Raw genomic sequence first — 20,921 nt, 5'->3', positions numbered from 1 at the left:
TATGCTTGTTCACCAATATCAGCGTCCAAGGGAACGCAACATGTTATGCAGGGCATCGACCAGTGGTTCATGGTGATCTTCTCCCGCCTCGAACTTCTCGATGATGGTTATCAGGTCGGCCTGCGTCAGCATGAGTATCAATTTGCCAGACTCACGTAACGCTCCATTTCTCGCGCGAGAAGCGCCTGCGTCTTCACCGTTACGGGCAACAACTATTGCAACGGTTCGTAGCGCCCCCGGAAAAAGATACTTTTCCGTGGTGTAGATTTCGTTCTGAGAAATTGCCTCTTTGTAATTTTTAAATTCAAAAACAATGTATCGTGTTCGAAAGTCGCTCCTTAGCCCAAGCCAAAAGTCGTTTTTGGGATGTAGGTGACCAAGAAGATCGAGTTTATGAAATCCTCCCTCTACATAATTTTGTCTAACCCATCGATTGAACTCGTTTGCGAAAACGGCCTCTATTGCTTTGGAACATACTGTTTCAAACGCGTGCCCATCTCCTTCAGGGCAGTTCCTAATATCCTCCACAAGCGGGGAAAACGCTTTCTGATTGCGCTGGGCGGCTCGTATCAGCCTATCGAATATTTGCGGAGTTAGTGCAGGCCCTAAAGTATCTGGGTGATCGTCGCGAAGAAAATCCAGTAATTCGTAGAGTCTGTCCATTTCGTCTTCATTTTCACCAATGAACCCTCTTATTTTCCGCAAATCTATAACCTGATAGTCTACTCCGTCTAATCTGCCTTCCAACATGGAACTCTGGCGCGGCAATTCCACATTAACGACCAAAATCGTGCGTACCGTCTCCGGAAATTTCTTTGCTTCAGCAGAGAGTTTCAATAATGCGTTAGCAATCAGTGCGGGGTCAATTTGGCTTGAACCATATACGTTGACGTCCACAAGCGATAATACTCCGTCTGGACCGCGAACACCGAAATCGTACGGATAGGGATCGTCAGGGTAAGACTCCCACGGATCATTCCCATGTCTGAACTCGTATCGTTGTTTGCTTAGGATTTTTTGGACGAACTCAACGAATTCTGCTTGCGCTTCCATCCGTTCCATCATCCACTCTTTCATACGGCCCACTGAACAACTCCCGTCGTTATCAAGTTCAAGTCATGCATGAGTAAACCTTAAAGTTGCATTGCCTGAAGGAACTTTTTGCAGAATTTACTCAGACGGTTGGAACGCAGATATAGAGATTATTTTGCTCAAAGGGGGGGATGCGCTTCATTCTTGCCCTACCCTTCGAAGCAGACGAATTACCTGTCCAGCACCCCATAGTGATCCTCTAGATGTCCGTATAGCGCGTTCGTTAAGGGCTTTAGCAATTGCTGCTGGCGTTGTGATGCCGCTGTCCAAGAGCATCTGTACGTCTTTGTGAATGCTTTGTGCGAAGGTGTCCGCACGCTCTTGTTTCGAACTGTGTGAGCCACCCAACAACACGCCACGCTCTTTAGCCTTGGCCAGCGCAGCCTTTGTTCGCTCGGAGATCATCGTGCGTTCCTTCTGTGCGAGGATCGCATACAAGTGCAGTTGAAACTCGTCGGCGTTCTCCATGTCCGCACAACGGAACCGAAAGCCATCATCCATCAGGTTCAAGATGAACGAGGCCTTACGTGAGAGCCGGTCTAACTTGGCAACGATCAGCATTGCCTTGTTGGCCTTTGCGAACTCCATTGCCTCACGCAGTTGCTGGCGGTCGTTGTCCTTACCGGACTCGACTTCTATGTACTCGGCAAGCGGATTGAAACGCTTGCAAGCCTCGCGTTGAGCCTCCAAGCCCAAACCACTCGCACCCTGCTTCTGCGTGGAAACTCGGTAATAAGCAACGTACTGCATGACAACCTCTGACATTCGATGTGCGTCGTATGTCTGTTGCCAAAAAGAATTGAATGCGAGCGCAAAGATAGGTTGCCCTTTGATGCAAAAGGCTAAGAATTCGCCGGTTTGAAAAGTTTTTGGCAGTTTTGCAGCAGGTTATGGCGGATCGTGTGTTGAATTACATAGGTCTGCAAAGCGATTACATAGGTCCGCACAGTTCCAATTACTGCTGTTTTGTCGCTGTTCACGTACCTCTCGCATCAGTCGCAGCGTCAACCGTTACTGTGTCTGGTAGTTTCAGATATGGCTTGAAGCGGTCGTAAAGCGGAGTTTCGCGGAGGTTGTCGTGCAAAACCCGTTTGTATTCAGATTCCTTATCGTAGGCTTCATCTAAAGCGTCCTGGTCCTGTGTCGACCACGACTGTCTGTTTTTCTTCGGGTCATTTTCAGCAATAAACCCTGTCTGCATCCGAAGACGAAATGACGTTTCAAGCATTGACAAAATCCACTGGTGAACTTCGTCAGGATATACAAATTGGGCGTCGTAAAGGGCCAACTTTAGGTTTGCTAGCATGTCGTCCGTGACCGAGGTCATATATCCCTCACTAGCCGCGACTAGTCTGTCAAAAACAAACTTGCGCTTATCATAGAGCGCCATTTTGTGGTTTGCCTGTATACTCGCATAATTCAGAGCCGCCTCTTTCAGTCTGGCCTTTTGGTTCCTCCTACTGTCTTCGATTGCTAATCGAAGTTGTTCGCGCTGGAGAAAGTAAGTTGCCGCCAAGCCAATAAATGCAAGTGGGGCGAAAACCCCTGCTAGGAAGTCACCGAATGTGCTCAGACCTGCGCAGTCGGTGAGCCGCTTCAACAAGATTTCTGAACTATCTTCGCCGCAGATTTCCTGCACGGCGTCTAACTGGACAACCTTAAGCACGATCAGAACCAGTGCAACTAGTATAACTATTCCGATTATCGTGGCTTTTCGACCAACGCTCGGCCCAAATGAATTGGCGTTATCGCTCAAACCCTGCCCCGTAAAATTGGTGTGGAATTAACTACTTGTTATACGGGGAGTAACGCTCGACCTTCGACACCATTCCGCGCATTTCCTGTTCCAAACGGATATACCGTTGAATGAAAGAACTAAAATTCATGTCGTGTATTCGTAACAACTCTGCACAGCCCACGTCAAATTCCAAATTGACCCGGCTAAGCCAGTCACCGTGTTGCGGCTCATCCAAAAAAAGGTCGAGGATACGGCGCGTGAGTGTCTCTTTGATCTGCGGGTAAAGACCAAAACAGGTCGCGTAGACGTTTTTAGGTTTAGCGTTACGGTTAAAATTGGTCTTCACCCTCAGCAAATCGAGGTTCTGGTTATTGAAACCGAATCCAAGAAATATCAGATTTTTACATTCGCTGATTGCCTCATGTATACTCCAAACCTTACCCGCGTCGTGTGCCTGCTCAGTGTAGGTCTGAATATTTTGGGCTACTCCCTTTACCGTCTCTAGATCGTCCACGATGTAGCCGTAGGAAAGTCTGTCTTTCCCACTACCACCGGGAACGACAGTCATCGGACCTAGATATCCGTAGGGGTGAATAATTCTGAAATTCGACTCGACAAATCGCAGCGCCGTCTCCACCGGAATACGATAAGCGTCAGCGATCGTTTCAGTGAGGTACACCTCAATGCACCGATCATAGTTGAAGCAGATTATCGTTATGTCTTTGCCGAGGTCTTGGTAGTTCTGCACACCATCTGACAGGATGCGGAAGAAGTGACCGATCCATGTGTAATCCGGGTTTTTTAGTTTCCTGTCATCTGGAAACAAAACGACATTAGGATCAGCGGCGAAGTTGTTCCAATGATCCGACGACAGCGAAGATTTACGTTCCGCGTTCAAAATCTCCAGAGCAATTAATATCTTGCCCCAGTAGGCGATATCTTCGTCCTCGCGGTGGCGATGGATGAAGGCATCGATGCTTACTGCCGTGTGAATACCCTCGTGAATGTCGTGGAGTGCTTTTACTTCGCGAGAGCGAGCCGCCGCCGTAGGCGTTTCCTCCAACAGTCTGCGAATTATCCGCTGAGTTGGATTCTCAGGATCATATCTGTCCAACAGGGCGGCTTTCTTAATCTCCGCTGCGAGACCGGACCCTACAGGCAATCCAAACTCGGCACTCGCCCCCGCACCTATTACGAAGGTCGTTTTTTCTCTGAAAGCCATTGCGACACACCCCGGACCAATTGAACGCATAGTTGCGAGGAACGATACCAACTGCAACCAACTACTTGATAACTCCACAACCTAGTTTTGACGTTAGGGCGAACGAACATTCCAATATGCTTCACTCAAAGTGAAGCAATTTAGATCAAATTTTAGAAATTAAATTAACAAATACTCCGTATATTCAGCATCTTCACTAGCAAGTGAAGTGCTTATTAACGCTACACTCCATCTATTCTATGGTTAATTCATTTTTATACTTGCAATCGAAATGAACCATGATAGAACGCCCCTGTCCTGTTGATTGCTCAACCGGACTGTTCTTTGAAATTGTCATTTGCGTGCGGATAGCCAGTCTTTTCGGAAGAAGCCATTAAAGGGATTCTCTTTGTGGTGGCCTTCGCAAGCCTTTCTTTTAGTCACCAAGCACAGCCCGTCGAAAGGGCGCGTTTTTCCGGCGTTGTTGGTGATCTGGCACACTGAGCAGTCAGTGGGGTCCAACGTTGCGGTCTAACCCGTGGTCAAGACTATTGACCCGATCACGGGAAAATCAGCGTAACTGAAAGGAAGCACGCTATGACTATCAACGTAAATGAAACCTCTATCAATTCCGCAGTTGAAGGTGTCGACGCTGGTGGCATTACTCACCTATTCGAAGCAAAGAAAATTGTCTCGAAAGTGAAGGATGCCGTAGCAAACCTGCAAGGAGCAGAGGCTCGTGGACGCAAAGCAATGGCCAAAATGGTCGCTGCTCTTGTCGAAATGGGGGCTGCTTATATTGGTGATGCCAAAACAACTGCTGCGCTCGATATCATGTGCAAGCGACATGGACTTGAGCCAGTAAAACTCACCGGTGAGGAAGATGCCAACAAACCGGCACCAAACATCTTCCTTCCGCTGGTTCGGATGATCGACGGCCATTGGGAACTTGTTCTAAAAAATGGAAAGCCTGTCGTCCTAGATGACGGTGAAAACAAGAGGAAGTGGTATCCCAACCGCTCGTATGAAAAGTACGCGAGTGTGATCCGCTTTTTCCTTCACAACGGGTACAGCCATGAACATGTGGCAGACCTGTTGCTAGGTGAGGCTGAACTTGTTCTTCTTGATGGAAAAACCATCAAGCCAACGGTCTCCGAAATCGTGAAGGCTGACACTGCGCAGCAAAACCCTCACGGTCGCGAACGCACTGTTTGGACCACTGAGGCGAAAACTAAAGCGGCGGCTCTCAAGCCTATCGTCACTATCCCCTATACGGAAGCGATGAAAGCCGCCTTCACTTTGAGTGAAGACAACTACGGATCAGGTATCTTTCGCTTAGGTCCCAACGGTTTGGAAATTCTCGGTGACACCGGGTTGGCCCACAATGAACTTTTGGGTCTCGTGAAGCGTCGGACCATCGAAATGTCCACTGCCTACAACAAGGCAATGGCCGCATCGAAGGTCAGCACCGATGTTTGATATCGATAGAGGAGAAAACAAAAGGGGCGGTCATTCCGCCCCTTTTTCGTCTGGAGGGCTGCATGAGCGCGTTTAATGATCGAGTGCGTGATCAACTGCGTAAGCAGCGGCTCACTGGACTTCGCGACCGGCTTATGCGGGGTGGTCCTGATCTAATCTATCCAGAGGACTTCAAATCGGTATTCACTGATTTTGATTTCATCATGATCGAAAGGATGTGGGACGACTTCAAGTACAAGTCGCAGTCTCTGCGCAAAGCACATGAACTGGCCGATCCTCAACTGCAAGCCTTTGTGTCAGCCTCACAGAGGACGGCAAGCGAACTGAACGAAGTCCATGGGAAATGGCGTGCAATTAAGTCCAACCTCCGAATGGACGACAGCGAAAAGCGCCTGCGCTATTCTCAATTATCAGAAAAGCACAGCGAACTTCTAATTGAGGCGACCAATCTGGAACATGATGTTTCAGCCCTCACCAAACGCGACCACTGCTTTATCCGTCGCCCTATCGAACTACCACCGGATCAGCGCGGCGCGTATACTGGTTTATTCACCAAGTACGAACTAAGCCGCCGGTATCCTTGGTACTACATATGGCGCGACAAATTCGAAGTGAATGGTTTGCCGAATGAGAGGATGGCACTCAAGTATCTGTTTCTTTGGCAGGTTGAGTCCCATCTAGGCTTGCCCGATAGGACAGGCCAGGACGACATGGGATGGTACCCCGTTTGCTCATTTGGTCCTTAGTACAGAAAAGCCCCGGTTCGCCGGGGCTTTTTTGTATCTTCACTTTGAGTGAAGTCTTGTCGGCGTTCCCGCTTCGTTCTACTCTCAGGTAATGCCTAACCGCACTCTTGGATACGCTAGTGAACGTCGAATGCTGATCGTGGCCCGCTGTAAACAATGCGGGCGCGAGGCCAAGGCTTATGCTTGGGATTTGGCCTCACAATACGGAAAGCACCGCGACTATCGGACCATCCGCTTCCGCGGCAAACAATGCGACCCCGGCACCTGTGACATTACCTCTGAACCCGTTGATTTCGAGCGAGTGGCCGAACGCATCGTGTGGAAGCCCGTAAGGGTCAAGGGGTCTTAGTCGTTCCAGAGTCCTCAAGGGCAATATCTTCTGGCAACCTGAGGGAACTTGCGAACTTCTCTTCAAGGATCTGGAAGGTCATATTTTCGAGGAACCACCTTTCGATGTCCGTCATGTCATCAATGAGTTTATCGACCTCCTTCTTCTGCGCTTCTGTTATCGTCGCGTTCCTCTGCTTAGTACCTAAAAATTTCAGTTTGAAATCGGCCCGATAGAACTCGTTGCTTTTGTCCCGTAGGCCAGCAACATACTTCGTCACATCATCACCAAAGACGAAAGTTGCGCCCTCTAATGCCTCATAGATTAGAGTATGTGTTGGCTCCTCAATCGTACCCGAACTGAGCATCTTGTTGGCGCATTCCTTGAGTTTCAGATAGACAGAGAGCCGCTTGTCGTGGATCGCCAACTTGTAGTTCGCCTGTGCTGCTCTGTGTGAAAACTTGTTTTGCGTCTTAATCAGCGCCAGTTGGGCGTCAATCACATCTTGGCTTTGATCGAATTGATCACGTGTTTCGCTAAGTTCCTGTCGCTGTGTGAGCACTGCTGTAGCGAGCAGCACGAAGGCTGGAAACGCGAACACTCCAGCGAGAAAATCACCAATGTTGTTGAGTTCGGATGTCTTGCTGCGGAAGAAGTTCGCAATGTCGTTTGGCCCAACCACCAATAGGAATGCCACTACGTAAATCACAACTAACGTGATGCCCCAAGCAATCCAGTTCGTCTTATTCTTTTTGGTTTTCTTATCTGCCATGCTTGCCCCTCACTGACACTTTTGTCAGTTGCCCGATTTGTAGAATTCACCAGATTGCGATCTCTATCCGCACAACTATACGTAGGGCGGTGATTCACAAAAGAGGCTGCACATGGAAATCACAGTTTGGGCTTACCAGATCACGCCGGGATCGGATGAAACTCTGTTCTTTGCTGTCTCGGAGGATGCGTGTCGGGCTGCGGCACTGGAGCAACGTGAGGAGTTAAAGCGGCTTGATCCCGACTACTCGGATTTGGCTGCAATGGCGCTTTATGAGTACCGCTTGCGTCCGATGACGGCAGAGGAACTGGTTGCGGTTCTAAACAAACCCGAAACGCTCATTGATACCTGCGCTGTATCTCGTCGGCTTGTCGGGCTGGTTGTCGATTAGCCAATCTTGTCGCATTTTCCGACAGCGATGTAGGGGGTGTCCGTGTTTTGCTTGTCTGGATCCATGTAGCCGCCTTCAAACATCACTTGGAAGAGGTTCGTTTTAAAGTCGAGGCTGTAGACAGTACCGAAGAAATAACACTCAGTAGCGCCGTAATCGGAAATCGCGATTTTCTCGCGGTCGTTCGGATCGACCTGCACGCGCCCTGCGCATCCTAATTTATTGGGCGCAGCGCCAAACTCGTTTATTTTGATTTTGTATACGCGCCAATTCCCATAATGTTGCGTCTGGTGCGTTTCATTGATGTCCGTCACGACCACTTTGTAGGCTTCATCTTGGACGTTAAATCTCGTCCCCTCCCAGGTTTTTGTGCTTGGGTTCTGCTTCAATCCCGCCGCCGCAGAAATCTTGCAATAGTAGGTTCCTGCGAAATTTGTAGCCGGTTCTTGAGCGATTGCGGCACCCGCGCAGAGGAATACAATTGACGTGAAGACCAGCCTCATTTCCTACTTCCCGTTAGTCGGTCATTCCGTAATATTTCAAGAGAGCGGTAGAAAGCAAAGCACCTCCAGCATTAACACTTACGTCCCACGCGCCAGATGCCGCCTTTCCCACCATGCTGCCAATCCAAGCCGCTACTTTTGGGCCAAAACGCTTGTCAGATCCAATTTTTGGCTCTGCAGCGAGTGCGGCTTCCAATTCTAGAATGTCGGCGTCATCAACGCTGTGCCCGACCAGTTGCTTCCGTAAATCAGTCATGCTTCCCTGATTCACGACTATGTTTACTGTCGAATTATTAGCCTCGCCTGCAATGCCCACGTTACCGTGTATTGTGTTGTTGTATATTGTTGTCACCGTTTTACTCATCTCTGGAGTTAGCGTCGTCAACCCGTCAATCTCATCGGCATGAGGATATGACTTGCGGAGTGTCAGGATGAACTCGAGAACTCTATTACGCACAGCCTCGATGACGCCTATAACTTGGTATGGTGCCAGCGTTCCCCAAAAATTGTGCACTGAGTAACTCGGTTCAATCACCTTCTTGCGTAAAAGAAAATGCGCATAGTTCATCATATTGACGGAAAGATAATCGCTTGCTTTGAGAGTTTCAGCGTCAATGGTGCCTATTGCCTCTCGAAACTTAAGAACGTCTATGTCCGATTTGCCTGTCGCGCTTGCTACCGCGTGCGATGGTAGTGGGGCACCTTCGACGGACTGGAACCCGTTGCTACCCGAAACTTTAAAATCCATTTTCAGCAGTCGATATGAAGGTAAATCCACCTTCGTGGGATACCCGTTCAATTCATGCGTAACCCATTCCTCCAAAACGTTGCTATCCAGATAAGAGGCCAGAACGAGGACTTTACGCAACATCGTCGCAACAGGAATTGAGTCGTTCAAAGCGTCATTCTGAATTTCCGCAAGCAAGCCCATGTTCATCTCCATTGCAGAGACACTTTAGGGCGAGTTGATTTTGCTTGCTACACTTGCGCAAGGTTATCCCGATAAATCATACGCTGAGTCTGTAAAGCATCGCGTCCGCTGGGTCTTCGAAACTAGCCAGCACTACCGGCTCATAACGTGCGACTAAGAATGCCAGGGCGAGGTCTGCAATCGGAGCATCTGGCTTTGGCGCTGTGATATGCGGGATAGTCAGCACATGTGCTTGTGCTTGCGGTATGCGGTCAAAGCATCTGTAGAAATCCATCGCAAGGATATCAGCGCGGGCATTCTGCTTGCTTCCGATATTGCCTTTGCCGACCTTTCTAGGATCGATCACCAGCCGCAGGTTATGTCCGACCTGTGCATCGGAGATATCGACGGCGTTCCCTTCGCTGGCCGCAATCTTCAACCGCTGCTCCGCGATATCTAAGTTGTGATGGTAGCCGGCGACGATGGTATCGTAGTCGTAGATCACCGCATGTCCGGGTGTGTCCCAATAGCGATCCAGTAACGCCTCATACGCAGCCCAGTCATGTAGGATTCTGCGCTGCTCCCGGATGGTCTTCATGTGTTTGTTGATTGTTTGGCTCATTGAACACCTTGGAAATAATCTTCCGGGTATTTATGGGTCTTGATCAATCCGGCTCGTCTTTGCGATCATTCCGGCTGTCGTTGACGATATCCGCGATCTTCTTGATATCTCCGATACGCGGATTGTTTGCCCATCGCTGTGCGATCCTTACAAAGCCCTCTGCCAGTGACAGCCCGATCATTCCGATTGCAAACGCAAGACCGCCGTTAGCGGCTGCGTCTGTAATGTTGAGCCACTGCGCGAGAAGCGGAGCCAAGTACACGGCACAGAGCGCGCCACCGAATGAGCCGCTGATGACCTCTGTCGTGAGTTTTTTTCCCTGAATGAACATGCGGACGAATGCACCGGCAAGCCCTGCGAACAGGTGTGCCGGATTGACGCCGATGCTTGTGAGAAACGCTGCGAATGCCTTGAGGAAAGTGATGATTGTTTCGATCATGATGGGTTCTGCCTTGTTCTGGAACCCATCTGGAAACTGCGGATTCATATCCGTATTTACGGCCTTTCGCCCATTTGGACGCTCAAATGGAAATGCCCCGGCGTGAAGACCGAGGCATTCCAAAAGGACTCAAAATGAGCAAACTTCCGTCTGCTAATTTTATGCCAGTTCGAAGTTTCGCCTGAGAAATAGGGGAAACCCGTGCAGTAGCATCGCCACAGTGTTTACACGGTATTCGTGTTGAGGCTAATTTAGCGACATGACGCGCTATCTACGACACATCGGCATAATCGGGTTTGCCCTGCTCTTAGGGTCTGCTGCTACGCTGCTTGGCGAAGGCCAGCAGAAGGTGGAAGCGTTCGTGGTCTTCGCGATTGTAGGCGTTGTCCTAGGCATTGGATTGCTTGGCGATCATACCAGCCGTAACGAGACCCTGCGTGTCATCGGTGGATGGGCCGTAGCGTTTGCCGCGATGGCAGCGTTTGCCTTCGTGCTGATACATGCGTTGATTTGGCTTGGTGTACTCGGATAGAAAAAGCCCCCCGGATTACTCCGAGAGGCTTGATCTTGATAATCATCCACTAAGGGAAGATCCTATTCAGTAGCGAGATCAAACTAATGATCCGAATATCGGTAATACCGAAAGAGTGGACCATTTTGTATGTCTCGCCCTTGGCATTGCGATATTCCAGAGCAAAGAGTGAGTACACTCGTATGTTCCTTCGTATTGCTGCATGAGAGCCTCCAAGGCTGACCATCTCATGCTCGTGAAGCCGACGCTCGCAAGAGTTTCCTCAAGAGAAAGGCCGTTGATGGAACCCTTGCGAGGAAACGTCGTGGCCTTTTACGGAGGGCATTTCAGCCCGTTAAAATTGATTTGGGGAGCAAAGGTTAACGCTTCAAGGTCTACTTTAAGAGAATTTTCATAAAACTTGCGAAAATATTAATTGATGTCGGCTAACGTCTGTCAATCCGGTTCCCGCAACAACTGTTGGCCCGGATACTGTTGTGACTGATCGTTTGCTTGAGGTCCGTTATGAAGTGGCTGTACGTGAAAAATCGAGGGCACAGACTGGAAATTCCCACGCGCTGGTGGCTCGGGACACTTGCGATGCTTCTCCTCGCGTGGAAAGGCCCCGAAGTCGTACCCGGCCTATCATCGATCCTGCGTCTGGCTACGGCGGTTTTCCCAAATGGTTAAACCAGAAGTCATCGATCAGAGCCTCATTTGAAGTTCCCGTAAAGCATGTTACGGCGACAACATTAGATCGATTACGGGAGTGTTCGAATGTTCTTCACAAGATGCGCGTTTGTCGTCGCCGTGTTAGGCCTAGTTGGTTCGGCAGCACAAATAGCGATGGGCTTTCAGTACGCACAACTCGATCTTCAACAGCAGGCCGCAGCCGGTATCAGCAGCGCGAAACATTTTGATCGCGGTTTCTACGGCTTGCTTTTCTCATTTGCGCTTGGAACGGTTGCCGAAATTTCCTTCAACATTCGCAAGTCTGTTCCCAAGGACAACGCATGACGATGACCGCTACCTCTCCAGATGCGGTTGTCATGCCAGCACCTGCCCTGCCTCATCGACAAATTCGAGAGTTCCGCAGCCCTTGAGTTTCATGCCCTTGGACGACAGCAGTTCGACGAGTTTCACCAACTGCTTTGCCTGTGCTTCGCTGATGTCATTGCGGTCGCTGATCTTGTCCCGGTACAGTTCGTCAACGAACTCGCCCCATGTCTGAGCGCGCTTCTTGACGGTGCTCTTTGCACTGGCGCTGCTATGCATGACTGCGATATCCGCCTGTGCGCCTGTCACGAAATGGCATAGGTCGCCCAGCAGTAGTCCGATCCAGTTCTTGTCCGTCTTACGCAGGGTCATGAACGCGCTGGTCGCGTTCAACTTCGGCTTACGAGTGTAGCGAATGCGAACCGTTGGCTTTGCCTTGAGGTCTGCAATTGGGTCCAGTGCAAGGTAATCCGGCGCTTGTTCAATTACCTTCTCTACGACTGCGAAAATATCTGAAAATGTGTTTTGTGAAATCGTCATTGTAATAACTCCTGATAGTCTTTTTATTATTTTTGGCTTGCATCCCTATGTGGGGGATAGCCACCGTTATTTCTTCGGCCTCATTCCCGAAGCAATGTCTTTCAACGCATTTATCGCCTTCGTAATGGCGTTCTCTGCGTCGTTAATGGCTTTGATCAATTCAGAATTGTTGCTCATTTGCTGAGTTCTCCTTTTGTAGTTTCTTTGCTGCCCAATTTGCTCTTGCTGTCGCAGCGCGCTTCGCATTGGATTCCGCAGTTTTTGCTTTGCCCTTTAAGCCATTGGAAATAGCCTTGCAGTGCGCGTCCTCGTATTTCTGGCCGGTCTTGGTTTCAGAGATTTTCTGTTTCACGCTCTCTGGACGCGCCTTGCCCTTTTTCTTGTCGGACATTTTCTTGCGTGCCTTCTCATCCCGTTCTTCACCGGGAAGGTATTTGCAGTTGTGTATGGAAACACCGCGAGGGCAGATCTGAGCCGTGTCCGCGTTCATTACACCCGACAATTTGTCCTGCCGGGACTTCCAACTAAGAACGAGTGCATAATCGGAAGACTGGCGCTTCTCGATGGTTCCCTTCTGGAACGAACGCGCCATACTGTTGAGAACGCTGCTATCGAACAGCGACAGGTATTCATCGAAAGTTAGCGTGAACTGGACGCCGCGCTCTGATTGGTATTTCGCGCTTCGTGAGTAGAATTTGAACATCTTCTCTACGAAGTCTTCGACCTGCGTTTCGGGGAAATCAACGAGTTTGGATTGCACTCGTGTGAGTATCAGAAATTCTTTGGCTTTCATTTTTGACCTTTATGTTTGGCGTTACAGCAGGGAAACTCCAATTTCTATGTTCTGCTGTATCTATTTATGTAATCTACTATCTTAGAGGCTCATAAGTCATTATTTTTACTCATAAAAAGACCTCGGATCATTGGAGTAATCCGAGGTCGATGTCGCCAGACATAAAGCGCAGACTGGAACGCCTGCGTTTGTATTTAGCGGAATTGCGCTATCCGCATCGCCGTTCACATCAACAGCCTTGAAGTAGAATACCTAACTCATAATAGTATATCGTGTACTAGCAAATTATATGAAGTAGAATACTTAACTTATCTATATTCTATATAGACAACCAAAGCACTCCACTTGATACAACTTACTAAACACGCGGTTGCACATCGCTTCGCGTTTTTCGTTGGCACTCAAACCCGCTCACTCCTGCTAGCGCAATCGCTTGCGCTCCTTCCGATTTGGGAAATCCCAATCGGATAGACGGCATAGCCATTGGGTTTGGTCGCTACGCTCCGCGCTTCCCAATTTGGGTTCTTGAGATCATTGGCATAGCCGTTGGGGAATCGAGAAAAATGGGCGCGACATCTGCCCTCGCTCGAAGTGAAGCGACTGCCGCCAAACCACACACAAACACATCAAAGAGCATTACTGGCTGCGTTCGCAGCAAGCCACGCAGCCATACGCGCAGCATCGTCCTGGCGCTCTATTAGCCTCTATGACTGCTTTCTGATCCTGCTGATTTCACGATCTACATCGCGCCCCGTGGCGTAAATATCCACGGACGCTGCAAGTGCGCGTCTGCTGCTCAGCCCCAAGGCCTTCACTCAAAGTGAAGCCTTCGGGGTATTTTTCAAGGGATACGAATGCAAGACGAACAGCGTTTAAAACAGAAGTTCTATGCACTGAAACGGCGCGCAATCCGCGATGACGAAGACTGGGAAATGACCGTTGATGACTTCATCCGGTGGGGAACCCCAAAGAACATCATCGCCCCGAATGCGAAGTACGTTTTACGCACGGATACGAATGAACCGTGGGCGATTGGCAATCTGACTATTGTTGAGCGGCGTCCTATTTACGGTCAATTCGCCGTACCCACGGCCAAAGAGACCACGACCATCACAAAGAAACAATGGATAGCCGAGTTAAGAGCAGTGCAGGAAGCATCAGGCGATAAATAGAAGGCAGTGACATAGCAAAACTCCTCCCGATGGGAGCCCTGCTAGTGCAACCCGCTAGCAGGGTTTTCCATAGGTTGCCCTTTGAGACTAACGGCAACATGCTTGCCGAAGATAATCGAAGGGAGAACCAAATGGACAACATGAAACTATCCGAACTCAAAGTCGGCCACATATCGGGCCTCGCACTTTTCCTCATGGGCTGCTTCTTCTTCCCATTCGCAATGCCATTCGTCGGCATCATTATATTGGGCTTCATGTTCATTGATTTCCGGCACAAGCAAACGATGGAGAAGTATCGGCAGCAACGCGAGGATAATATCGCGGAGATGAAAGCGCAGGGTGAAGCCCGTTACAAAGCCGCTTGTGAAAAGCCTTATCGCATCTTGGCCGAGATACGCGCCGAGCGAGAAGCAGCAAACTCCAAGGCCGCTTAAATCAACTCACAGAAAAGCCCGGTCAAGAAGCCGGGCCTTTCCATATCAGACTTCCACAATTCGCCGGTCTGCGCTCGCTGCTTTGAACCAAATGCTCAACGGCTTATCCGTGTGGAAATGCGCGTCACGTTCTATCTTCAAGCCGTATGGCCCCTCGATGGACATCACCTCGCGCAGACTGACATAGCCGAGTTCAGGTTCTCCAAATCCGAGATCGCAAAGCCCAAAGCAGATATCTCCGTCTTGCTCCATTTCTGTGAGTAGCCATGTTGCAGCACCCCATGGTGCGAACCATTTGACGACCGGCACAAGGTCAGTGTCGCGCGCAGTCGCATTGTTGTGGAGCAGTTTTTGACGAAGTTCAGGGGTAAGCAGAATATTCACGCTGCAACCTCAACGCTTGCCATTCCCTTTACCGTGATCACCGACGAACGACCGATCATCTTGCGTTCTTCGCGCCATTCCGCGACACTACCGAAAGTCTGATCAAAGTTCACACCGTCGATCTCACCCCAGACCCGAAATCCCATTTGCTTAACTCCTATAAGTTGTTCCTACAACCCAGAGTTATTGCCAGCAGATTCAAAGGGCGAGTACAGAGTTTAGAAAAGTTGAATATTCCGCATGGTCACCTATATGGAAAACTGTCTTTGATAACAAAGTGTTAGAGACCGCCCTGTACGTGTGCAAAATAAGCAACTTGCAAGTACATTGATTACGTCAATTATGCGGCGCACTATCCACCGTGGAGGAAGACGTTTTGCGACGAGCCGTACCGATAAAACAGGAATGAGCGAATGCCGATTTTGAACAGAGCCGCCGAACTTCAACCCGAAGTTAGCCAATGGCGGCACTATCTGCATGAAAATCCCGAAATCCTCTATGACGTCGAAAACACCGCGAGCTTCGTTGCCGAAAAGCTGAAGGCCTTTGGCGTTGACGAAATCGTGACCGGCCTTGGCCGCACTGGCGTCGTCGGCATCATTCACGGCAAGACACCCGGCAAACGTACCATCGGCTTCAGAGCGGATATGGACGCGCTTCCAATCGTCGAGGAAACAGGCAAGCCATGGGCTTCCAAGACCGATGGAGCCATGCACGCCTGTGGCCACGACGGTCACACGGCCATGTTGCTCGGCGCCTCGAAATATCTCGCCGAAACGCGTAATTTTTCAGGCTCTATCGCTGTGATATTCCAACCCGCCGAAGAAGGTGGCGCCGGTGCGCTTGCCATGGTGGAAGACGGCTTGATGGAGCGCTTCGGCATCAACGAGGTTTACGGCATGCACAACATGCCGGGGATTCCGCTCGGCGCTTTTGCCATCCGCAAGGGCGGCATCATGGCCGCACCCGACAAATTCTCGATCACGGTGAAGGGTCGAGGCGGCCATGCCGCCCAGCCGCACCGCACGATCGATCCGATCACCATCGGTGCGCAGATCGTTGGCAACCTGCAGATGATCGCCTCGCGCAATGCCGATCCGATCCGCTCGGTCGTTGTCTCCGTCACCCGTTTTCAGGCCGGCTCCAGCCACAATATCATTCCGAACGAAGCGCTGATCGCCGGCACCGTACGAAGCCTGGATGAAACCGTGCGTGACCTGGCGCAGAACCGGATCAAGCAGATGGCAGAAGGCATCGCACTTGCCAATGGCGCGCAAGCAGAGGTCGTCTACGAGCGATATTGCCCTGTAACGTTCAACCACGCCGCCGAAACCGAACATGCGATCCGTGTCGCCCGCGACGTGGCCGGGGAAAAGAACGTCGATCCCGATGTCGACCCGTCGATGGCAGGCGAGGACTTTTCCTTCATGCTGAAAGAACGTCCGGGCGCTTTCATCTTCATCGGCAACGGCGATTCGGCTGGCCTTCACAATCCAAGCTACGACTTCAACGACGAAGCCATCGCCTACGGGGTTTCCTACTGGGTGAAGCTCGCCGAACAACGTCTTGCGGATGAAGCCGCCTGAAGAAAGGCGAGGAACAGATCAACCGCGGCAAAGAACGCGGTTGATCCGCCGATGGAGCCGGGTTAAAGAGCATTCAAGTGTCCACGTAGCTCAGCAGGATAGAGCACAGGATTCCTAAGTTAAATTGGGGGTTGCGTTTGGAAACGACGCAATCGATCTGCTCAAAGTCGGGGAACGCTTCGTTGCACTTGCAACATGCCAATCCCGAGCCAAGCTTCGGAGAAATCCGTTGAAGGTGTAGAGACTGGATGGGCAGCACCTAAAGGCCTCGGCCCATGGTGAAGGGACAGTCCAGACCACGAACGAAACCGTCTATGAACGACGGGGCGGCGGCGAAAGTCGAAGTGGTATGAATCCTGGGGTCGGAGGTTCGAATCCTCTCGTGGACGCCATTTTCCTGCAAAATACGATGTAAAACCAAGAAATTACCAACAAGCCTACCTGATCTCACCCGTTGGAAGCCCCCATTCACAAACCCGTGAAAACACGCATATTGGCATTGGATTATCCTCCAGGCAGCCCAACATTCACCTGCGTGTAACTGTTCCCTGCAGACCTGTTTTACGATTCCAATGCGAATGAAGGAGATTAGATGAGCAACCAGTGTGGCCCTTACGTACAGATGGGTACGCTTGCAGAGCAGATGGCCGGCAGATACCAGATGGACGCCAACCTCGTATTGGACTCACACCTGTCGCATTACATGGATGAGGTCGCGGTCAATGTTGCCGCTGACAGTTTCGACCACGTCGGTTTCATGAACAATATCCGCGACCGACTGAAACAAACGCTGGCCTCGACGATCAGCCCAAGGCGCCGAGAGTTTCTCGACGCCGTCGTCGTCGCGCTTCAGGAACGAATCGATCGCTATCCAGTCAGCCGTTAGGCGAGCCGCTTCGGGATGAGCCAGAAGATGGCGACTTTTGAGTTCTGTCGCGCCTGACTGGTTTTATCCAAAATTAATTATGCCAGAAAACAAAAAATCAAATCTTCACCCGTAATTTCCGATCCGGGTAAAGATTTGGGGGCACGTGTGCGAAATTTCTGGCGCGACAAATCCGGCAACTTCGGAATTCTTTCTGCATTATTGATCGTGCCGCTTTTTGGTGCAGCCGGCGTTGCTCTCGACGTTGCGGACGCAATGTCTGTGAAGGAGGAAATCCAGCGAGCAGCCGATTCGGCGGTGCTCGCGGCTGTAGCCGACCTATCGGCGAGCGTCCAGGCGGCAAAAACCATGCAGTCCGACGGTGCAATCAGTGTGGGAGAGACGGAAGCGCGCGCGTTCTTCGATGCCAATGCCGCTCAGTCGATGGCGTACAAGATAAATGCCGTCGATATTTCCGTGACAAAAAAAGGGAACGTCGTCGAATCGACGCTGAGCTTCAAGGCGACGATCAATACGACACTCTCGAAAGTTCTCGGCAAAGACATTTTGACAGTCGGCGGCTATGCCTCGGCCAGATATGAGACCGAGACGTTCAGTGACTTTTATCTTCTTCTCGACAACACACCTTCAATGGGTGTCGGGGCGACACCCGCCGATGTATCAAAACTCGTTGCCAATACCAGCGACAAATGCGCATTCGCTTGCCACATCGTCAAAGACGGCGTGGCCGATCAAAACAGCTATTACTACAAAGCAAAATCGCTTGGCGTGACAACGCGCATCAATGTCGTGGCAAAAGCGACCGCCAGTCTGATGGATACCGCGATGTCAACGCGGAAGAACAGCAACCAGTACCGCATGTCCGTCTACACCTTCGGTGAAAAGGCAGAGGATACGAAATTGCTCGAAGTCGTTCCGCTGACCTCAGACCTGACCTCGGCAAAGAAGAAGGCAGGCGAGATTGATCTGATGTCTATCCCATACCAGGGATACAATAACGACCAGCAGACCGACTTCGACCGCGCTCTGACCCAAATTTCCGACAAGATTGGCAAACCTGGAAACGGCGCAAGTTCAGCGAGTCCTGACAAGGTTGTGTTCTTCGTTTCTGACGGCGTCGGCGACAGCTACAAGCCATCGACCTGCACAAAGAAGACCACGGGAGGCCGCTGTCAGGAGCCCATCGATATAAAACTCTGTACCAAACTGAAGGAAAAGGGCTTCCGGATTGCCGTGCTTTACACCACGTATCTGCCCCTGCCGACGAACTCCTGGTACAATTCCTGGATCAAGCCTTTTCAGAGCGAAATCAGCACACGAATGCAGGACTGTGCTTCGCCAGGCCTGTTTTTTGAAGTCAGCCCGACCGAGGGCATCAGTGAGGCGATGTCCGCGCTGTTTCGACGTGTCATCACCTCTCCCCGTTTGACGGGCTGATGACAGTCTGGACCAACAAAACGTTAAGCCGGTCCATAGAGTTTTAAATGTATATTAATGCCAATTGAAGGACCTGCAGTCTTCTGTCGTCCGTCGTGTTGGCTTTATTCCCATACAATTGCAGATTTCATTTCGGCGGCATGAATGGCGTCTGGGATATGATTCACTCGCAATGCGTGGGCTTGGTTCGGAATGCTTGCTTTTATCGTAAAGCTTCGCAGCAGCGCTCATTTCCGTATGCAGGGCAAAAGTAACCTGCGAACCGGGACCTTCGTGGGAACGGCAGAGCGCCGCAAACGAAACGCCAGGCAGAGACTGGCGATCATGATCGCCGGCTTTGCCGTCATGTACATCGTTGTTGGTGCGCGGCTTGTCCAATACGGTATGACCGAGCCCGCGATCATGGGCTCCATCAATTTCAACGCCAACTCTGTCGCCTCTCGTCCGGATATTCTGGATCGAAACGGCGAACTCCTGGCAACCGATATCAACACTGTATCGCTCTATGCCGAGCCCCGCAGAATTGTCGACGCGGATGAAGTTGTCGAGAAACTTGCAACCGTCCTTTCCAATCTGGATTGGCGCGATACGCACCGGAAACTTCAATCCGGAACCGGTTTTCAGTGGCTTCGGCGGCAACTTACACCACGACAGCAGTCCGATATTCTTTCCCTTGGCATTCCCGGCATCGGCTTTCGTCCTGAGAAACGCCGCTTCTATCCCGGCGGAACAACCGCATCGCATATTGTTGGCCACGTCAATATCGACAATCTCGGCCTTGCAGGGATGGAACGATATATTGACCAGCAAGGCTATGCTGACCTTCGAGCCGCTGGCCTTACGAATGACACCCGCCTGGAACCCGTCCAGCTTTCGATCGACATCCGCGCCCAGCATATCCTGCGTGAAGTGGTGGCCCGTTCGATGAAGGAATATGAGGCGGAAGCGGCCGGCGCTGTCATCCTTGACGCCGAGACGGGCGAGGTCATCGCCATGGCATCGGTACCAGACTACGATCCGAACGAGCCCTCACGAACGCTCGCCGACGGAAGCGTCGACAAAGAGTACGAAAAGGGCTGGTTCAACCGGATGAGCAACGCAACCTTCGAGATGGGCTCTACCTTCAAGAGCTTTACGCTGGCCATGGGGCTCGACGCCGGACATATCACCCTGAACTCTGTCGTCGACGCCTCGCGCCCCATCCGCATGGGCGGCTTCACCATTCGGGATTTCAAGGGGAGGAACAGGCCACTCTCGATCCCAGAGGTCTTTCAGTATTCATCCAACATCGGAACCGCAGCCGTCGCCGATAAAGTCGGAATCGAAGGGCATCAGGAGTTTTTAACCCGCCTCGGACTTCTCTCCAGAATGGAGACCGAAATGCCGGGTGTGGCGACCCCTACCCAGCCGCGTACGTGGAAAAAGATCAATTCAGTTACGATTTCCTTCGGCCATGGTGTTGCGACAACGCCGCTACAAACCGCAGTCGCGGCGGCTGCCCTAATCAACGGCGGCAATCTCATCAACCCGACATTCCTGCCACGCTCCAGAGACGATGCTGCACTCATATCGCGCGCTGTCATCAAGGAGAAAACCAGTGCCGATATGCGCTTCCTCTATAATTGGAATGGCGTGAAAGGGTCTGGCCGCGCAGCGCAGGTAGAAGGATTCCACGTCGGCGGAAAAACCGGTACGGCCGATAAGGTTATCAACGGGCGTTATGCCAAGGACATCAACTTCAACGCCTTCGTAGCGGGGTTTCCAATGGAGAAACCGAAATATGTCGTGCTGACGATTATCGATGCGCCCAAGACTGGTGTAAATGGTGGCCGAACGGCGGCATCCACGGCCGCGCCGATGACGAAAGAAATCATAACCCGTACGGCGGGCCTGCTGGGAGTAAAGCCGAGTTTCGGACTTGACGATCAGCCGCAGCTGCTCGTCGACTACTAGGCATTAAA

General features: G+C 51.0%; 23 protein-coding genes. 11 read left to right on the top strand and 12 right to left on the bottom strand.

Going from position 1 to position 20,921, the window contains the following annotated elements; all coding sequences use genetic code 11:
* Positions 1-18: 18 nt before the first annotated feature.
* The 4 genes from FY156_23940 to FY156_23925 form a co-directional block, all read right to left on the bottom strand.
* On the bottom strand, positions 19-1,086 hold the full coding sequence (locus FY156_23940) for a hypothetical protein (protein UXS04515.1): 1,068 nt from the start codon (positions 1,084-1,086) through the stop codon (positions 19-21).
* Between the two features lie 144 nt (positions 1,087-1,230).
* Positions 1,231-1,842 carry a recombinase family protein gene (locus FY156_23935; protein UXS04514.1) on the bottom strand — a complete coding sequence of 204 codons (612 nt, stop codon included), beginning with the start codon at positions 1,840-1,842 and terminating at the stop codon, positions 1,231-1,233.
* A gap of 226 nt (positions 1,843-2,068) precedes the next feature.
* Positions 2,069-2,848: a hypothetical protein gene (locus FY156_23930; GenBank protein UXS04513.1), complete on the bottom strand. Its 780-nt coding sequence runs from the start codon at positions 2,846-2,848 to the stop codon at positions 2,069-2,071.
* A 31-nt stretch (positions 2,849-2,879) separates the two neighbouring features.
* Positions 2,880-3,947, bottom strand: coding sequence for a hypothetical protein (locus tag FY156_23925; GenBank protein UXS05226.1), 1,068 nt, complete (start codon positions 3,945-3,947; stop codon positions 2,880-2,882).
* A gap of 681 nt (positions 3,948-4,628) precedes the next feature.
* Between FY156_23925 and FY156_23920 the strand changes: the two genes are divergently transcribed.
* The gene (locus tag FY156_23920) at positions 4,629-5,510 is read left to right on the top strand and encodes a hypothetical protein (GenBank protein ID UXS04512.1); all 882 of its coding nucleotides are present in this window, start codon (positions 4,629-4,631) and stop codon (positions 5,508-5,510) included.
* A 62-nt stretch (positions 5,511-5,572) separates the two neighbouring features.
* Positions 5,573-6,256 (top strand): hypothetical protein, encoded by a 684-nt coding sequence (locus FY156_23915; GenBank protein UXS04511.1) that lies wholly within the window; start codon positions 5,573-5,575, stop codon positions 6,254-6,256.
* Positions 6,257-6,591: 335 nt separating this feature from the next.
* On the opposite strand, the gene FY156_23910 is transcribed toward FY156_23915, so the two are convergent.
* Entirely contained in the window at positions 6,592-7,356 is a 765-nt protein-coding gene (locus FY156_23910) for a hypothetical protein (protein UXS04510.1), read from the bottom strand.
* A 112-nt stretch (positions 7,357-7,468) separates the two neighbouring features.
* Between FY156_23910 and FY156_23905 the strand changes: the two genes are divergently transcribed.
* Complete coding sequence (locus FY156_23905; protein UXS04509.1) at positions 7,469-7,747, top strand: hypothetical protein; 279 nt, start codon at positions 7,469-7,471, stop codon at positions 7,745-7,747.
* Here FY156_23905 and FY156_23900 read toward each other — a convergent pair.
* From FY156_23900 to FY156_23885, 4 genes are all read right to left on the bottom strand, one after another.
* A complete protein-coding gene (locus tag FY156_23900; GenBank protein ID UXS04508.1) occupies positions 7,744-8,250 on the bottom strand; it encodes a hypothetical protein in 507 nt (168 codons plus the stop codon). The genes FY156_23905 and FY156_23900 overlap by 4 nt on opposite strands.
* A gap of 13 nt (positions 8,251-8,263) precedes the next feature.
* Positions 8,264-9,181, bottom strand: a complete 918-nt coding sequence (locus FY156_23895) for a hypothetical protein (GenBank protein ID UXS04507.1) — start codon at positions 9,179-9,181, stop codon at positions 8,264-8,266.
* A 76-nt stretch (positions 9,182-9,257) separates the two neighbouring features.
* On the bottom strand, positions 9,258-9,782 hold the full coding sequence (locus FY156_23890; protein UXS04506.1) for a hypothetical protein: 525 nt from the start codon (positions 9,780-9,782) through the stop codon (positions 9,258-9,260).
* A 43-nt stretch (positions 9,783-9,825) separates the two neighbouring features.
* Positions 9,826-10,221 (bottom strand): hypothetical protein, encoded by a 396-nt coding sequence (locus FY156_23885; protein UXS04505.1) that lies wholly within the window; start codon positions 10,219-10,221, stop codon positions 9,826-9,828.
* A gap of 259 nt (positions 10,222-10,480) precedes the next feature.
* On the opposite strand from FY156_23885, the gene FY156_23880 reads away from it, so the two are divergent.
* On the top strand, positions 10,481-10,753 hold the full coding sequence (locus FY156_23880; GenBank protein ID UXS04504.1) for a hypothetical protein: 273 nt from the start codon (positions 10,481-10,483) through the stop codon (positions 10,751-10,753).
* Positions 10,754-11,509: 756 nt separating this feature from the next.
* Positions 11,510-11,749, top strand: coding sequence for a hypothetical protein (locus FY156_23875; GenBank protein ID UXS04503.1), 240 nt, complete (start codon positions 11,510-11,512; stop codon positions 11,747-11,749).
* A 30-nt stretch (positions 11,750-11,779) separates the two neighbouring features.
* On the opposite strand, the gene FY156_23870 is transcribed toward FY156_23875, so the two are convergent.
* Positions 11,780-12,268 carry a hypothetical protein gene (locus FY156_23870; GenBank protein UXS04502.1) on the bottom strand — a complete coding sequence of 163 codons (489 nt, stop codon included), beginning with the start codon at positions 12,266-12,268 and terminating at the stop codon, positions 11,780-11,782.
* Between the two features lie 160 nt (positions 12,269-12,428).
* Positions 12,429-13,061 (bottom strand): hypothetical protein, encoded by a 633-nt coding sequence (locus FY156_23865; protein ID UXS04501.1) that lies wholly within the window; start codon positions 13,059-13,061, stop codon positions 12,429-12,431.
* A gap of 854 nt (positions 13,062-13,915) precedes the next feature.
* Here FY156_23865 and FY156_23860 point away from each other — a divergent pair.
* Together FY156_23860 and FY156_23855 are read left to right on the top strand one after the other, a co-directional pair.
* Positions 13,916-14,233: a hypothetical protein gene (locus tag FY156_23860; protein UXS04500.1), complete on the top strand. Its 318-nt coding sequence runs from the start codon at positions 13,916-13,918 to the stop codon at positions 14,231-14,233.
* Positions 14,234-14,331: 98 nt separating this feature from the next.
* Complete coding sequence (locus tag FY156_23855; GenBank protein UXS04499.1) at positions 14,332-14,667, top strand: hypothetical protein; 336 nt, start codon at positions 14,332-14,334, stop codon at positions 14,665-14,667.
* A gap of 45 nt (positions 14,668-14,712) precedes the next feature.
* On the opposite strand, the gene FY156_23850 is transcribed toward FY156_23855, so the two are convergent.
* The gene (locus FY156_23850; protein UXS05225.1) at positions 14,713-15,045 is read right to left on the bottom strand and encodes a DUF2958 domain-containing protein; all 333 of its coding nucleotides are present in this window, start codon (positions 15,043-15,045) and stop codon (positions 14,713-14,715) included.
* 419 nt (positions 15,046-15,464) lie between these two features.
* Here FY156_23850 and FY156_23845 point away from each other — a divergent pair, with 419 nt between their 5' ends.
* The 4 genes from FY156_23845 to FY156_23830 all read left to right on the top strand — a co-directional run bounded on the left by FY156_23845 (position 15,465) and on the right by FY156_23830 (position 20,913).
* Positions 15,465-16,637 carry an amidohydrolase gene (locus FY156_23845; protein ID UXS04498.1) on the top strand — a complete coding sequence of 391 codons (1,173 nt, stop codon included), beginning with the start codon at positions 15,465-15,467 and terminating at the stop codon, positions 16,635-16,637.
* A 592-nt stretch (positions 16,638-17,229) separates the two neighbouring features.
* Positions 17,230-17,523, top strand: a complete 294-nt coding sequence (locus tag FY156_23840; GenBank protein ID UXS04497.1) for a hypothetical protein — start codon at positions 17,230-17,232, stop codon at positions 17,521-17,523.
* Between the two features lie 147 nt (positions 17,524-17,670).
* On the top strand, positions 17,671-18,960 hold the full coding sequence (locus FY156_23835; GenBank protein ID UXS04496.1) for a pilus assembly protein: 1,290 nt from the start codon (positions 17,671-17,673) through the stop codon (positions 18,958-18,960).
* A gap of 192 nt (positions 18,961-19,152) precedes the next feature.
* Positions 19,153-20,913: a penicillin-binding protein 2 gene (locus FY156_23830; GenBank protein ID UXS04495.1), complete on the top strand. Its 1,761-nt coding sequence runs from the start codon at positions 19,153-19,155 to the stop codon at positions 20,911-20,913.
* Positions 20,914-20,921 lie beyond the last annotated feature (8 nt).

The organism is Agrobacterium tumefaciens, assembly GCA_025559845.1.
GTDB lineage: Bacteria > Pseudomonadota > Alphaproteobacteria > Rhizobiales > Rhizobiaceae > Agrobacterium.
The sequence above is the reverse complement of the archived record's forward strand: the minus strand, read 5'-3'. Positions and strand labels throughout refer to the sequence as shown.

Bases quoted from the DNA above. Each gene is read 5' to 3' on its own strand.
- FY156_23935 (UXS04514.1), bottom strand. From the start codon at position 1,842: ATGCAGTACGTTGCTTATTACCGAGTTTCCACGCAGAAGCAGGGTGCG.
- FY156_23920 (UXS04512.1), top strand. From the start codon at position 4,629: ATGACTATCAACGTAAATGAAACCTCTATCAATTCCGCAGTTGAAGGT.
- FY156_23915 (UXS04511.1), top strand. From the start codon at position 5,573: ATGAGCGCGTTTAATGATCGAGTGCGTGATCAACTGCGTAAGCAGCGG.
- FY156_23910 (UXS04510.1), bottom strand. From the start codon at position 7,356: ATGGCAGATAAGAAAACCAAAAAGAATAAGACGAACTGGATTGCTTGG.
- FY156_23905 (UXS04509.1), top strand. From the start codon at position 7,469: ATGGAAATCACAGTTTGGGCTTACCAGATCACGCCGGGATCGGATGAA.
- FY156_23900 (UXS04508.1), bottom strand. From the start codon at position 8,250: ATGAGGCTGGTCTTCACGTCAATTGTATTCCTCTGCGCGGGTGCCGCA.
- FY156_23895 (UXS04507.1), bottom strand. From the start codon at position 9,181: ATGGGCTTGCTTGCGGAAATTCAGAATGACGCTTTGAACGACTCAATT.
- FY156_23890 (UXS04506.1), bottom strand. From the start codon at position 9,782: ATGAGCCAAACAATCAACAAACACATGAAGACCATCCGGGAGCAGCGC.
- FY156_23885 (UXS04505.1), bottom strand. From the start codon at position 10,221: ATGATCGAAACAATCATCACTTTCCTCAAGGCATTCGCAGCGTTTCTC.
- FY156_23880 (UXS04504.1), top strand. From the start codon at position 10,481: ATGACGCGCTATCTACGACACATCGGCATAATCGGGTTTGCCCTGCTC.
- FY156_23875 (UXS04503.1), top strand. From the start codon at position 11,510: ATGTTCTTCACAAGATGCGCGTTTGTCGTCGCCGTGTTAGGCCTAGTT.
- FY156_23870 (UXS04502.1), bottom strand. From the start codon at position 12,268: ATGACGATTTCACAAAACACATTTTCAGATATTTTCGCAGTCGTAGAG.
- FY156_23865 (UXS04501.1), bottom strand. From the start codon at position 13,061: ATGAAAGCCAAAGAATTTCTGATACTCACACGAGTGCAATCCAAACTC.
- FY156_23860 (UXS04500.1), top strand. From the start codon at position 13,916: ATGCAAGACGAACAGCGTTTAAAACAGAAGTTCTATGCACTGAAACGG.
- FY156_23855 (UXS04499.1), top strand. From the start codon at position 14,332: ATGCTTGCCGAAGATAATCGAAGGGAGAACCAAATGGACAACATGAAA.
- FY156_23845 (UXS04498.1), top strand. From the start codon at position 15,465: ATGCCGATTTTGAACAGAGCCGCCGAACTTCAACCCGAAGTTAGCCAA.
- FY156_23840 (UXS04497.1), top strand. From the start codon at position 17,230: ATGAGCAACCAGTGTGGCCCTTACGTACAGATGGGTACGCTTGCAGAG.
- FY156_23830 (UXS04495.1), top strand. From the start codon at position 19,153: ATGCTTGCTTTTATCGTAAAGCTTCGCAGCAGCGCTCATTTCCGTATG.